We start from the raw sequence: 14,563 nt of genomic DNA, 5'->3' as shown, positions 1-14,563 counted from the left end.
GACGGCATGCGGAAAGGGTTTGCCGGAGGTCCGCCGACGCTTTCTCGTGTGTTACATTTCGTCGTTAATTCGCAAAACTACCATACGCCCACCCGCTGCAGCATGTCCGAGCGAAACGAATCCGCCGACCCGCACGAAACCAGGCAGGTCCGGCCCGCGAGCGGAACCGCCCACGTGGTGCTGCACCGGACGTCCCATGTGGTGATGGCGCTCGCACTCGCCTTCTACTTCATCGCGGCGGGCCTGTTTCTCGGTTTGCGTTACGTGCTGCTGCCGAACATCGACTCGTTCCGGCCGCGCATCGAGGCCACGGTCTCCGAGAAGCTGCACACACAGTTCACCATCGGCAAGCTGGCGCCGCATTGGAGCGGCTTTCAGCCGGGTCTCGACGCCACCGATATCGTCATCCGCGACCCAGAAGGCAAAGCGGCGCTGACCATTCCGCACGCCACCGCCGCGCTCTCGTGGAAGTCGCTCTGGCAGTTCCATCCCGCGCTGTCCAGCCTGATCGTCGATCGGCCCGACGTGCTGGTGTCGCGCAGCAGCGACGGCGTGATCTCAGTGGCGGGCGTGCCGGTGCCGACCCGGCACAGCGGCAACGACACCCTGTCCACATGGCTATTGCGCCAACAGGCGATCGTTGTGCGCGGCGGCGTGCTGCGCTGGCGCGATGCCCAGCATGACGCGCCGGAACTCGCCCTGCGTGACATCCGGATCGCGATTCTCACCGACGGCTACGATCACCGGCTCGCGTTGCAAGCGCCCGCCGACGGCCATGTCCTGCACGGGCCGATCGACTTCCGCACGCATTTCAAACACGCCCGCCTCTCCGCGATCGGCAAGCCGGTCAACTGGGCCGGCGAGGTCTATATGTCGACCGGTCCGGTCGATCTGCCGACCCTTGCGCGCTACATCAATTTCCCGATCGAGGTGTTCGCCGGCCGCATCGACAATGCGATCTGGGCCGACTTCGCCGATGGCCGTATGAAGTCGGCGAGCGGGCAACTGGCTGGCACGGATGTCTCGATGCGGGTCCGCCCGACCCAGCCCAAGCTGGTCGTGCCGATCGCCAATTTTTCGTGGCGTGTCGATGTCGGCGAGGGCGACTACACACTGCAACTGAACGACTTGCACGCCGAGCTCGGCCAGCCGCCGCTCGACGACGGCACGCCGCTCACGCGCAACCTCGCGCTATCGACGCTGAACGGCCGCTACCGGACGGCCTCGCTGCAGCATGGGCAACTCGTCAGCGTCAGCGGCGACCGCGTCGACCTGGGCATCCTCGCCGAATTCAGCCGCGCGCTGCCGTTTCCGCGCCCCTTGTTGAACAATCTGGTGCGCTTCAATCCGCGTGGCATGGTGGCGAACTATGTGATCGAAGTCGAACGCGGCAAACCGGAGTCGGGCGAAGCGGGCAGCGACCACCGGCCGAGCGGCGCCGAGCCGATCGAGCGCTATCGTTTCAAGGGCGACCTGCAGGGCATCAGCGTCGCCGCGCAGGAACCGCCGCCGGGGCTCACCCCGCTGAATCACCCGCGCGCGGGCATTCCCGGTATCGAAAATCTGTGGGGTCGCGTCGACGCCGACGAAAACCACGGCACCGCGACGCTCAACACCTCCAACGTCGCGATTACGCTGCCGGGCGTGTTCGACGACCCGCGCCTGAAACTCGACCGTCTGCATGGCCGGGCAGACTGGACCATCACGCCGAAGGCGCCGGGCGAAAAACACCGTGCCTTCACCGTCAAGCTGGCCGACTTCGGCATCTCGAACGCGGACGCGGACGCCACTGCCACCGCGGATTACAGCAACCCAGGCCATGGACGCGGCTCGCTCGACCTGAAGGCCGACTTCCAGCGCGCGCAGGTCACGCGCATCGTCCGCTATCTGCCGACCAGCATCGGCGAAAAGCTGCGCATCTACCTGGGTCATGGACTGCAAGCCGGCATATCGCGCGGCGCGACGATCGAAATACACGGCGATCTGACCAAATTCCCCTACTCCCGCGCCCCGGAGGCCGGGATCTTCCATATCGTCGCGCCGTTCAAGGGCGGCAAGTTCGACCCTTCGCCGTACCCGCCGCGCAAAATGAAGAACGGCACGCCGAACGTGTGGCCGCCGCTGGATGGCATCGACGGCGTATTCGAACTCAAGCAGAACGTGCTGCGCTTCGATATCGACCGCGCCCATTACAAGCAGGTCGCTATAAACAAGGTGAACGGCAAGATCGACGATCTCGGCACCAAGGCGTCGGACCTCATCATCACGGGCAACGGCCGTGGGCCGCTTGCCGACATGCTCGACTACGTCAACGAAAGCTCGCTCGGCATCATGTCCAAACATGCGACTGAGAAAGTGCACGCCGAAGGGCCCGCCGCGCTGGCGCTCAAACTGACCGTGCCGCGCACGCCGAAGCCGCATATCGCCGTGGAAGGCGCGGTGGGCTTCCAGAACAATCGCTTGACTGTCGATAACGTGCCGCCGTTGTCGCAACTGAACGGCAAGGTGCGCTTTACCGAACATACGGCGCAGTTCGACCGGCTCTCGGGCCAATTCCTCGGCGGCGACGTGCATGCGAATGGCGGCCTCAAGCAGGACGGCACGTATGCGCTCAACCTCGGCGGCCACGTCGCCGTCGATGCCGCGCGCGGCCTGAATCTGCATGGCCCGGCCGCCCAGGTGCTGACGCGCATGAGCGGCAGCGCGCCCTACGCGCTCAACGTGCGCGGCGCCAAGGGGCGGTTGCCGCAGGTCACGGCGAACTCCGATTTGACCGGCCTTGCGCTCGACTTCCCCGCGCCGTTCGACAAACCGGTCGGCACGCCGATGCCGTTGCACTTCGCGGTCAGCCCGTCCACCGACGCGAGCGAAGCCGGTCTGGAACGAGCCGACCTCACCTTCGGCCCGATCGCTGCCACCTACCTGCTGCGTTACCAGCCGAAAACGCCGCCGACGGTCGTGAGCGGCGCGATCGGCGTTAACAAGCCCGCCGACTTGCCGTCCGATGGCGTGATCGCCGCCGTCGACGTCGAGGCGTTCGACGCCGATGCCTGGCGCGCGCTCGTCACGCAGATGCGCAACAAGGAAGCGCCAACGCCCGTAGCGCCGGCTGCGCCGAATCCGACCCTCGCACAATTCCTGCCGAGCCGCTTCGCGCTGCACATCGGCACACTGACGCTGCTCAAGCGGCACTGGGACAGCGTGATTGTCGGCGCGTCGCATGCGGACGGTAAATGGCAGGCCAACGTTGCGTCGAACCAGGTGTCCGGTCACGTTTCCTGGCTGCCGGGCGCCAATAAGGAGTCGCCGGGCACGCTGCAGGCGCGCTTTGCCCGTGTGGTGATTCCCTCGGCCACCGACAAAGACCTGCTCGGCCAGGCCATGTCGGCGCCGGCGCAGAACATGCCGTCGATCGATCTGGTGGTCAACGAATTGATCGTGCGCGATCGCAGCATAGGCCGGCTCGAAGTCGACGCGCACAACTTCGAAGAAGACGGCGTGCCGGTCTGGCAACTCGACAAGCTCGACATCACCAACCCCGCCGCCACGCTGACCGCCACCGCGAACTGGCGCACGTCCACGGGCCTCGGCAACAACGCCGACGAGACGACGCCGCGCCGTACCGTGTTCGATTTCAAACTCGACATCAAGGACGCCGGCGCACTGCTGGAGCGCTTCGGCCAGCCGCACACGCTCAAGGCCGGCAACGGCACGCTGTCGGGCAAAGTGGTATGGCGCGGCGGCCCGACCGCCATCGACTACCCGACGCTCAACGGCAATCTCGCTGTCGATCTGCGCCATGGGCAGATTCTCAAGGTCGACCCAGGCGTCGCGAAACTGCTGGGCGTGCTCAGCCTGCAAAGCCTCGCGCGCTTCGCCACGCTCAATTTCCGCGACGTGATCGGCGAAGGGCTGCCGTTCGAACGCGTCACTGGCACGGGCCAGATCCACAACGGCATTGGCCGCACCGAGAACTTCGAGATGGTGACGGCGCCGGCCCGGGCTGAGATGAAGGGCTCGGTGGATCTGGCGCAGGAAACCCAGGATCTGCACGTGCAGATCGTGCCGACCGTCAGCGCCGGCGCCGCCGTGATCGCCGCGACCGTGATCAATCCGCTGCTCGGGCTTGGTGCGCTGGTGGCCGATCTGGCGTTCAGCAAATCGGTCTCCACGGCGTTTGCGCGCGAGTACGCGATCACCGGTTCGTGGTCGAAACCGCACGTCGAGCGGGTAAAGAGCGATCGCGGTAAGATGGACGCTCCGGCTTCGGCCGTGGAAGCGCACTGAGCCCGACCCGATCCATTGTTTGATCAGAAGAGCGCCGTGCCGCGCCACAGGCCCAAGCCAGCCTTGAACGACGTATACGGCGCCAGCGGTTCGCGCCGCCGCCTTGCCGGGAGTTTTTCGAAACGCTCATGAGCGAAACACACGTCTCTCCATCTTCGTCCACCGCCTCGCCCATTGCGGCGTCTGGCGGACCTGCTGAAAGCGCCTTCCGCGTTGCCGCGCTGCAAATGGTGAGCACGCCGGATCGCGAGCGCAATCTGGCCGAAGCGGAACGCCTGATCGCCGAAGCCGCCGCCGACGGCGCGCAACTCGTCCAGTTGCCCGAGTACTTCTGCTTCATGGGCTTCAAGGACACGGACAAGCTCGCTGTGCGCGAGCCCTACCAGGACGGCCCGATCCAGCGCTTTCTCGCCGACGCCGCGCGCCGCCACAAGGTGTGGGTGATCGGCGGCACCTTGCCGCTGATGTCGCAAGAACCGGCGCGCGTACTGAACACCACGCTGGTGTTCGGCCCGCAAGGCAACGAAGCTGCGCGCTACGACAAGATCCATCTGTTCAATTTCGAAAAGGGCGAAGAGTCGTTCGACGAGGCACGCACCATCTGCCCCGGCGGCGAAGTCCGCACCTTCGAGGCGCCGTTCGGCCGGGTCGGCCTGTCGGTCTGCTACGATCTGCGCTTTCCGGAGCTGTACCGGCGCATGGGCGACTGCGCGCTGATCGTGGTGCCGTCGGCGTTCACTTACACCACCGGCCGCGCGCATTGGGAAATGCTGCTACGCGCCCGGGCGGTCGAAAACCAGTGTTACGTGCTGGCTGCCGCGCAAGGCGGCAAACATGAAAACGGCCGCCGGACATGGGGCCACAGCATGCTGATCGACCCGTGGGGCGAAATCGTCGCGGTGCGCGACGAAGGCGCGGGCGTGGTGGCCGGCAACGTCGAGCGTGCGCGCATCGACGAAGTGCGGCAGAGTCTGCCCGCCTGGCGTCACCGCGTGCTGAGTTGAGTTGCTGATTTCTTACCTGACATTGAAAGTGCGGCGCTTGTCACCCATATTCCCACTCATATAGTGATGCAGGCGCTAACCGAATCCTTCGTATCGAGCAGAACATACTTCGCATGAACATCATCGAACCCGGTATCCGTAATCTCGCCACCGCCAAGGACATCCTCCTGACGCCCTACGGTCTCGACGAATCCCTGCTCACCCGCACGCTCGCCGAAATCTTCACGCACAAGATCGATTACGCCGACCTGTATTTCCAGGCCACGCGCAGCGAAGCGTGGAGTCTCGAAGAAGGCATCGTGAAGTCGGGCAGCTTCAGCATCGATCAGGGCGTCGGCGTGCGCGCCGTGTCGGGCGACCGTACGGCTTTCGCGTATTCGGACGACCTGTCGCCCGAAGCGATCCGCCAGGCGGCCATCGCCACGCGGGCGATCGCCAAGGCCGGCGGCGGCAAGCAGAAGATCAAGGTGGCCTCGTCGCTGACCGGCATCGCCGGGCGCGATCTGTACCTGCCGTCCGATCCGCTGCATTCGCTCGACGCGACCGCCAAGGTCAAGCTACTCGAGCGCATCGAACAGATGGCGCGCGGCCGTGACCCGCGCATCCAGCAAGTGATGGCGGGCCTCGCCGGTGAATACGACGTGGTACTGGTCGCACGCAGCGACGGCGGCTTTGCGGCCGATATCCGTCCGCTCGTGCGCGTGTCGGTCACGGTGATCGCCGAACAAAATGGCCGCCGCGAAATCGGCAGCGGCGGCGGCGGTGGCCGTTTCGACTACGGCTATTTCACCGACGAAGTGCTGTCGAGCTATGTCGACGACGCCGTGCATGCGGCACTCGTGAACCTCGACGCCCGCCCGGCTCCGGCCGGCGCCATGACCGTGGTGCTCGGACCGGGTTGGCCGGGCGTGCTGCTGCACGAAGCGATCGGCCACGGCCTCGAAGGCGACTTCAACCGCAAGGGATCGTCGGCGTTCGCGGGTCGAATCGGCGAGCAGGTTGCGGCAAAGGGCGTGACCGTGGTCGACGACGGCACGCTGCCGAACCGCCGCGGCTCGCTGAACATCGACGACGAAGGCAATCCGACCCAGTGCACGACGTTGATCGAAGACGGCATCCTGAAGGGTTACATCCAGGACACGCTGAACGCGCGCCTGATGAAAATGCCGGTCACGGGTAACGCGCGCCGCGAATCGTATGCCGCGCTGCCGATGCCGCGCATGACCAACACGTACATGCTCAACGGCGACAAAGACCCGCAGGAAATCATCGCGTCCGTGAAGAACGGTTTGTACGCGGTGAACTTCGGCGGCGGCCAGGTCGACATCACGAACGGCAAGTTCGTGTTCTCGGCCTCCGAGGCGTACATGATCGAAAACGGCAAGGTCACCTACCCGGTCAAGGGCGCGACGCTGGTCGGCAGCGGCCCGGAATCGCTCAAGTACGTCAGCATGATCGGCAACGACATGAAGCTCGATTCGGGCGTCGGCGTGTGCGGCAAGGAAGGCCAGAGCGTGCCGGTGGGCGTCGGTCAGCCGACGTTGCGCATCGACCGCATGACGGTCGGCGGCACGGCCTGATTTTGGTGTAGACGCATACTTCGTGCATGCAATGCACGAAGTATGCGGATTTGCCGCATTTTTACACCCTGCGGCTTGCCAGCCGAGCTTGCACGGGTTATAAAGTCACTCACCCTTTTTGACCAGCGACCTATTTCGCCATGTCCGCCAAGTTTTACTTTTACTTTTTTTGGCATCTCAGACCGCTGGCGGATCGAGAGGGGTGTTAGTGCACGCAAGACACTCAGAATTCACGAAAACCGCCAGCTAGCCTGGCGGTTTTTTTTCGCCTCACGCCTTTGAAACTTTTGCCGTTGAATTCTTTTTGATTGTTGTCCGCCCTGGCATCGCTGCCTGATCGCTGTCTGATCGCAGCCTTCGTTGCCCGCGCGAACACGCTACGACCCGATTCAGGAGAACAAGCATGCCCCCGCACAACACCGACGATGTCCGCATCCGCGAATTGAAAGAACTCACGCCGCCCGCTCACCTGATCCGCGAATTCGCTTGCGACGAAACGGTGTCTGACGTGATCTACAACTCGCGCAACGCGATGCATCGCATCCTCCACGGCATGGAAGACCGTCTGATCGTCATCATCGGACCGTGCTCGATTCACGATACGAAGGCGGCGATGGAATACGCCGGGCGTCTCGTTGAACAACGCAAGCGCTTCGCCGGCGAACTCGAAATCGTGATGCGCGTGTACTTCGAAAAGCCGCGTACGACGGTGGGCTGGAAGGGTCTCATCAACGACCCGCATATGGACAACAGCTTCAAGATTAATGACGGCTTGCGCACCGCGCGCGAGTTGCTGTTGCGTATCAACGAACTCGGCCTGCCGGCCGGCACCGAATACCTCGACATGATCAGCCCGCAGTACATCGCCGATCTGATCTCGTGGGGTGCAATCGGCGCGCGTACGACCGAATCGCAAGTTCACCGCGAACTGGCTTCGGGACTGTCGTGCCCGGTCGGCTTCAAGAACGGCACGGACGGCAACGTCAAGATCGCCGTCGACGCGATCAAGGCCGCCTCGCAGCCGCACCATTTCCTGTCCGTCACCAAGGGCGGCCACTCGGCGATCGTCTCGACCGCTGGCAATGAGGACTGCCACATCATCCTGCGCGGCGGCAAGACGCCGAACTACGATGCGGACAGCGTCAATGCGGCATGTGCCGACATCGGCAAGGCGGGTCTCGCGGCGCGTCTTATGATCGACGCGAGCCACGCGAACAGTTCGAAGAAACACGAGAACCAGATTCCGGTGTGTGCGGACATCGGCCGCCAGATTGCTTCGGGTGACGAACGGATTGTCGGCGTGATGGTGGAATCGCATCTGATCGCGGGCCGCCAGGATCTGCAAGAAGGCTGCGCGCTGACGTACGGCCAGAGCATCACCGATGCGTGCATCGGCTGGGATGAAAGCGTCGCCGTGCTGGAAGGTCTCGCCGAAGCCGTCAAGCAACGGCGTGTCGCGCGCGGCAGCGGCAATTAAAAGTCTCTGCGCGCCTACGCGCGTTTGCTGTAGTTGGCTCAACGAAATCCCGGCTCATTTCCGCCGGGTTTTTTGTTAGCCAAATGGACGAATGGTGCTCCACGAGCCGCCTCTGTACCGTAACAGCTCGTTGCCGGGTCGGATATGACTTGACCGGGTTGAGTGTTACGTATAAAATTTTGTACATGAAAGGCGGCTATGGAGCAGGAAAAAGAAATTCGCTGGATGGGCTCCAGCTATCACGATTTACTCGCCTTTCCCGAAGGGCCGCGTCGCCGGGCCGGATTTCAGCTTGGCAAGATTCAGGCAGGTCTTGACCCAGACGATTGGAAGCCGTTTGATTCGATCGACGCTGGAACACGCGAAATTCGCATCAGAGAGGCTGACGACATTTACCGCGTGTATGTCACCAAGTTTGTGGAAGAGCTGTACGTTCTGCATTGCTTTCAGAAGAAAACTCAGAAGCTAACGCCGCAGGATAGAAAAATTGCCGAGATGCGGTACCGCGCAATCATCAATGATAGGAAAACTTAACAAATGACGATCGACACGAAAATCCGTCACGTAACAAAACCCGGTGCGAACCTGTTTCTCGAACTCGGCTTCTCCGCCGAAGAAGCGAAGCGCTTGCACGCCGCGTCGCAAAAACAGATCAACGACACGCGGCTGCTCAAGGAGCAGTTGATGACCGAGCTGTCCAGCTGGATCGAACAGCATCATCTAAAGCAAGCCGAGGCGGCTGAGATTCTGATGGTGTCGCGTCCGCGCGTGTCAGACGTGGTCAACAAGAAGACCACCAAGTTCACTATCGACACCCTTGTCGAAATGATGAGCCGGATCGGCAAGCCGGTCACACTGGCGATTGGGTAAGGCGCATGGCACGCCCTTGTGTGCTTTCACACGTAGCTCGCCATGCGCCCTCGCTTCACTCCACCGCGCCTGAACCGAACACTTCGGTATGAATCCGCGCCGCATCCACACCGAGCGAGGCCAACGCCTCGCATTGCGCGCGCATGAACGGCACCGGCCCGCAGATGTAGTAATCCGCATCGGGAACAATCACCTTGTCGGCGATTTTCGCGAGGTCGAGGCGGCCTTCGAAGTCATAGTCGATGCCGGCGCGATCAGATGCTTCAAGGGCTTCGTAGAACACCGCACGTGTGACGTTGGGATGCGCTGCGACCGTATCATTAAGCCACTGCCGGAACGCATGCACGCGGCCATTGCGGCAGGCATGCACGAAGGTCACGCTGCGCTTACTCTGGTCGGCGAGTAACGTGGACAGCATCGAGGTCATCGGGGTCACGCCCACACCGCCGCTCATCAGCACCACGGGCGTCGTCTTCTTGCGGTCCAGCGTGAAATCGCCCATCGGCGCGCTGACATGCACCACCGCGCCCACTTCCACACCGTCGTGCAAAAGGTTCGATACATGGCCGGGTGCCGTATCTTCGCGGCCGGCCTCGCGCTTCACCGAAATACGCAGCCAGTTTCCGTTCGGCGCATCCGACAAGCTGTACTGCCGCGGCTGATCGACACCAAGTTCATCCACGAAACGCTTTACGCTCAGATATTGACCAGGCTCGAAGCCGCAAGCCGGCGAGCCATCGGCGGGCGTCAGATAGAACGACGTGATTTCATCGCTCTCCACTTCCTTGCGCGCAACCTTGAACGGCCTGAAGCCACTCCACGCCGCACCTCCGTAAAGCTTGGCCTCCGCGCCGATGAAGATATCCGCGAGCTGCCCATAAGCGGCTTCCCATGCGCCGAGCGTCTGCTGATCGACTGCGTCGCCGAGCACATCAACGATTGCGCCCAACAGGTGCCGCCCCACGATCGGATACTGTTCCGGCCGGATATTCAGACTCGCGTGCTTGTGAGCGATTCGCGAGACGGTGGGGCCCAGCGCGCCGAGGTTATCGATATTGGCGGCATACGCGTACACCGCCTTCGCCAGCGTTTCCGGCTGATTGCCGCTCTTCTGGTGAGTCTGGTTGAACACGTTCTTCAACTCAGGATGGTGCGCGAACATGCGCTTGTAGAAGTGTTTGGTGATGGTCGTGCCGTGTACCGCGAGCACGGGAACGGTGGCTTTGACGCGGGCGATCTGGTCGGCAGTGAGAGCGGTCATAAATATTTCTCCTTAAAGATGCATCTACAATACATTTTTAAGGAGAAGTTTTGACCCGGACAGATTGTCACAGGCCTTAAAAGGGACTAAAGCGGGACTAAAGCGCGGTGTTAGCCGGCGCTACGATCGTGCTGCCATAACACGTCGCTGCCGCCGTCCGCGCGATTGAGCACGCGTGCGAACACGAACAGCAGGTCGGACAGCCGGTTCACGTACTGACGCGGCGCCTCATTGATCGCCTCGCCTTCACCCAGGGCGACGATCGACCGCTCGGCGCGCCGGCACACGGTACGGCACACGTGCGCAAGCGCAGCCGCGCTTGAGCCGCCGGGCAGAATGAATTCCTTTAGTGGCGGCAGGGTCGCGTTGTAGTCGGCCAGCCAATCGTCGAGTTGGCCGAGCTGCTTGTCGGTAATCATCGTGTGACCGGGAATGCAAAGCTCACCGCCGAGATCGAACAGGTCGTGCTGAATCGCGACCAGCGCCGCCCGCACGTTGTCGGGCAGCGTTTCGCACAGCAACACGCCGAGATTCGAGTTGAGTTCATCCACGTCGCCGATTGCGGCAATGCGCGCGCTGTCTTTGCGCACGCGGCGGCCGTCGCCGAGACCGGTGGTGCCGTCATCGCCCGTACGGGTGGCGATCTTGCTCAAGCGGTTGCCCATGATATCTCCCATGCATTCATTCAGTGACGATGCGTCAGCGCGGCGCCGGCGAATCCATCCGGCAAATCCGGTAAATAAGTCACCAGGTTAACCACCGCGTTAGCCACCGCGTTTATCCATATTGCGCGCATCGTGAGGTCGCCGCCATTATAGGAGCGGCAGTCGCCCCCGACGTCGGCCCGTAGGCGATCGGCGTAAAATGAAGCACAAGCTGTAGAACAGCTCCGCCCCAATATCAGGAGACATGCGTGAATCATCCCGTGCCGCCGGCCCCGCTGCGCCGGCCGTTTCCCGCCGAGTTGCTGACAGCCCTCAAAGCCGCTTTCGGCGAACGCGTGTCCACAGCAGAAGCCGTGCGTGCCCACCATGGCCGCGACGAATCGCCGTTCGATCCCCAACTGCCCGACGCCGTCGTGTTCGCGCGCAATACGGAAGACGTCCAAACCATCGTCAAGCTGTGCGGCGAGTACAACGTACCGATCATTCCCTACGGCAACGGTTCGTCGCTCGAAGGGCATCTGTTGGCGGTCCAGGGCGGTGTATCGATCGACCTGTCGGAAATGAACCGTGTGTTGTCGATCAACGCCGAAGACTTGACCGTCACGGTCGAACCCGGCATCTCGCGCAAGCAGCTGAACGAAGCGCTGCGCGACACCGGCCTGTTTTTCCCGATCGACCCGGGTGCTGACGCGAGCATCGGCGGCATGTCGGCTACGCGCGCATCGGGCACGAATGCCGTGCGCTACGGCACGATGCGCGAAAACGTACTCGGGCTGACGGTGGTTCTCGCCGACGGCCGCGTGATCAAAACCGGCACGAGGGCGCGCAAGTCGTCGGCGGGTTACGACCTCACGCGTCTGTTCGTCGGCTCGGAAGGCACGCTCGGCGTGATTACTGAAATCACCGTTCGGCTGTATCCGCAGCCGGAGGCGGTCTCGGCTGCGGTCTGCACGTTCCCGTCGATGGGCGATGCGGTGCGCGCGGTCATCGAAACGATTCAGATGGGCGTACCGATTGCGCGTGTCGAGTTTGTCGACTCGCTCGCGATCCGCTCGATCAATCGCCATTCGAACCTGACGCTGCGTGAGGCGCCCACGCTCTTCTTCGAATTCCATGGCACCGAAGCCGGTGTGAAAGAGCAAGCCGAGCTGGTACAGGAGATCGCCGCGCAGAATGCGGGCGAAGGCTTCGAATGGGCGACCCGGCCGGAAGACCGCAGCCGCCTGTGGAACGCGCGCCACAACGCCTATTTCGCGATGCTGCAACTGAAGCCCGGCTGCCGCGCAGTCACGACCGATGTCTGCGTGCCGATCTCGCGCCTTGCGGAATGCGTGGTGGAAACCGAGCAGGATCTGAACGCGTCGCCACTGCCCTGCCCGATCGTCGGCCATGTCGGCGACGGCAACTTCCACGTCGCTATTCTGATCGATCCGAACAAGCCGGAAGAGCTCGTCGAAGCTGAGCGCCTAAACCATCGCATCGTGCAGCGCGCGCTGCGCATGGACGGCACCTGCACCGGCGAGCACGGTGTCGGCCTGCACAAGATGAACTTCCTGCTCGAAGAACACGGCGAAGTCGCCGTCGATACGATGCGCTCCATCAAGCACGCGCTCGATCCGCGTAATCTGATGAACCCGGGCAAGATCTTTTCCTGGGCGGCTTGAGGCGTCGCTTGAGGCGTCGCTTGAGACGTCATTAACACTCGGTTGCGGCAGCGGCAACGCCTGCTGCCGCACAACCAGGCTAGACCGGGCACACAGAGTGAAAAGACACCAGGAGACAAGTCATATGAACGCACCCGTCGAACTGACGGCCGAAGTTCTCGCCCAGCGCCAGCGAGAAGTCGTGCAGGCGCTGATGGCCGTGCTGCCGACCCACTGTCTGCTGTATCGCGAAGAAGACACCGTCGCCTACGATTGCGACGGCCTCGCTGCCTACCGGCGCCTGCCGCTCGCGGTCGCATTGCCCGAGACGGAATCGCAGGTCCAGCGCATCGTGCAAATCTGCCACCGGCTTGACGTGCCGATCGTGCCGCGCGGCGCGGGCACCGGTTTGTCCGGCGGGGCGATGCCGATTCGTCACGGCGTGGTGGTGTCGCTCGCGCGCTTCAGGAAGATCGTCGAAGTCGACTCGTACGCCCGGACCGCCACAGTGCAACCGGGTGTGCGCAATCTGTCGATTTCCGAAGCCGCCGCGCCCTACGGCCTTTACTACGCGCCCGATCCGTCGTCGCAGATCGCCTGCACGATCGGCGGCAACGTCGCCGAGAATTCGGGCGGCGTGCACTGTCTCAAATACGGTCTCACCGTGCACAACGTGCTGCGTGTGCGCGCCGTGACGATGGAAGGCGAAATCGTCGAATTCGGCTCACTTGCGCCGGACGCGCCGGGGCTTGATCTGCTCGCGGTGCTGATCGGCAGCGAAGGCATGTTCGCGATCGTCACCGAAGTCACCGTCAAGCTGATCCCGAAGCCGCAAACGGCGCAGGTCATCATGGCCAGTTTCGACGACGTCGTGAAAGGCGGCGACGCGGTCGCCGGCATCATTGCAGCGGGCATCATTCCGGCCGGTTTGGAGATGATGGACAAACCGGCTACGCGCGCTGTTGAAGAGTTCGTCCACGCGGGCTACGACCTCGACGCGGCGGCGATCCTGCTGTGTGAATCGGATGGCACGCCGGAAGAAGTCGCCGACGAAATCGTGCGTATGACCGCAGTGCTGCGTGAACAGGGCGCCACCCGCATCCAGATTTCACGCTCGGAAAATGAACGGCTGCGCTTCTGGTCCGGGCGCAAGAACGCGTTTCCGGCGGCTGGCCGCATTTCGCCCGACTACTACTGCATGGACGGCACCGTGCCGCGCCGCAGTATCGGACCGCTGCTGGCGCGCATCGAAGTCATGGAGAAAAAATACGGCCTGCGCTGCATCAACGTATTCCATGCCGGCGACGGCAATATGCACCCGCTGATCCTGTTCAACGGCAACGATCAGGACGAGTGGCATCGGGCTGAGGCGTTCGGTTGCGACATTCTCGAAACGTGCGTCGAACTGGGCGGCACGGTGACCGGCGAGCACGGCGTGGGCATCGAGAAAATCAATTCGATGTGCGTGCAGTTTTCGCCCGAAGAGCGCGACGCATTCCACGCGGTCAAACGCGCCTTTGACGCGCCGGGCTTGCTCAATCCCGACAAGGGCATTCCCACCCGCGCCCGTTGCGCCGAGTACGGCAAGATGCATGTGCGCGGCGGCTTGCTGCCGCATCCGGACCTGCCGCGGTTCTAAGACCGCTTGTGACGCTGCGGGCCCAAGGTGGGCACGCAGCTTCACAGGGCGCGGTCGCCGTGCAGCTCCGCTTGTCCACATAGCGGGACTCCCACGCTCCACCAGCCCGCCTCCCAACTCGCCTCCCAGCCCACCTC

At 63.0% G+C, this 14,563-nt stretch carries 10 protein-coding genes; 8 read left to right on the top strand and 2 right to left on the bottom strand.

The window, feature by feature from the left end:
* The first annotated feature begins 102 nt into the window (after positions 1–102).
* The 6 genes from GNZ13_RS39345 (at position 103) to GNZ13_RS39320 (ending at position 9,218) form a co-directional block, all read left to right on the top strand.
* Positions 103–4,287 carry a YhdP family protein gene (locus tag GNZ13_RS39345; RefSeq protein ID WP_236002390.1) on the top strand — a complete coding sequence of 1,395 codons (4,185 nt, stop codon included), beginning with the start codon at positions 103–105 and terminating at the stop codon, positions 4,285–4,287.
* A gap of 128 nt (positions 4,288–4,415) precedes the next feature.
* Positions 4,416–5,291, top strand: a complete 876-nt coding sequence (locus tag GNZ13_RS39340) for a carbon-nitrogen hydrolase family protein (protein WP_172175321.1) — start codon at positions 4,416–4,418, stop codon at positions 5,289–5,291.
* 113 nt (positions 5,292–5,404) lie between these two features.
* Positions 5,405–6,871: a metalloprotease TldD gene (gene tldD / locus GNZ13_RS39335; protein ID WP_172175318.1), complete on the top strand. Its 1,467-nt coding sequence runs from the start codon at positions 5,405–5,407 to the stop codon at positions 6,869–6,871.
* A 403-nt stretch (positions 6,872–7,274) separates the two neighbouring features.
* Positions 7,275–8,348 carry a 3-deoxy-7-phosphoheptulonate synthase AroG gene (gene aroG / locus GNZ13_RS39330; protein ID WP_172175315.1) on the top strand — a complete coding sequence of 358 codons (1,074 nt, stop codon included), beginning with the start codon at positions 7,275–7,277 and terminating at the stop codon, positions 8,346–8,348.
* 198 nt (positions 8,349–8,546) lie between these two features.
* The gene (locus tag GNZ13_RS39325) at positions 8,547–8,882 is read left to right on the top strand and encodes a type II toxin-antitoxin system RelE/ParE family toxin (RefSeq protein WP_172175309.1); all 336 of its coding nucleotides are present in this window, start codon (positions 8,547–8,549) and stop codon (positions 8,880–8,882) included.
* 3 nt (positions 8,883–8,885) lie between these two features.
* The gene (locus GNZ13_RS39320) at positions 8,886–9,218 is read left to right on the top strand and encodes a helix-turn-helix domain-containing protein (RefSeq protein ID WP_115781897.1); all 333 of its coding nucleotides are present in this window, start codon (positions 8,886–8,888) and stop codon (positions 9,216–9,218) included.
* A gap of 55 nt (positions 9,219–9,273) precedes the next feature.
* Here GNZ13_RS39320 and hmpA read toward each other — a convergent pair whose 3' ends face one another.
* The gene (gene hmpA / locus GNZ13_RS39315) at positions 9,274–10,479 is read right to left on the bottom strand and encodes an NO-inducible flavohemoprotein (RefSeq protein WP_172175306.1); all 1,206 of its coding nucleotides are present in this window, start codon (positions 10,477–10,479) and stop codon (positions 9,274–9,276) included.
* A gap of 110 nt (positions 10,480–10,589) precedes the next feature.
* A complete protein-coding gene (locus GNZ13_RS39310; RefSeq protein WP_172175303.1) occupies positions 10,590–11,144 on the bottom strand; it encodes a cob(I)yrinic acid a,c-diamide adenosyltransferase in 555 nt (184 codons plus the stop codon).
* A 248-nt stretch (positions 11,145–11,392) separates the two neighbouring features.
* On the opposite strand from GNZ13_RS39310, the gene GNZ13_RS39305 reads away from it, so the two are divergent.
* Both GNZ13_RS39305 and GNZ13_RS39300 read left to right on the top strand, forming a co-directional pair.
* On the top strand, positions 11,393–12,808 hold the full coding sequence (locus GNZ13_RS39305) for an FAD-linked oxidase C-terminal domain-containing protein (RefSeq protein ID WP_172175300.1): 1,416 nt from the start codon (positions 11,393–11,395) through the stop codon (positions 12,806–12,808).
* Positions 12,809–12,932: 124 nt separating this feature from the next.
* Positions 12,933–14,426 (top strand): FAD-linked oxidase C-terminal domain-containing protein, encoded by a 1,494-nt coding sequence (locus GNZ13_RS39300; RefSeq protein ID WP_172175297.1) that lies wholly within the window; start codon positions 12,933–12,935, stop codon positions 14,424–14,426.
* Positions 14,427–14,563: the final 137 nt, after the last annotated feature.

Source organism: Paraburkholderia elongata (genome assembly GCF_013177735.1).
Lineage (GTDB): Bacteria > Pseudomonadota > Gammaproteobacteria > Burkholderiales > Burkholderiaceae > Paraburkholderia > Paraburkholderia elongata.
The sequence above is the reverse complement of the archived record's forward strand: the minus strand, read 5'-3'. Positions and strand labels throughout refer to the sequence as shown.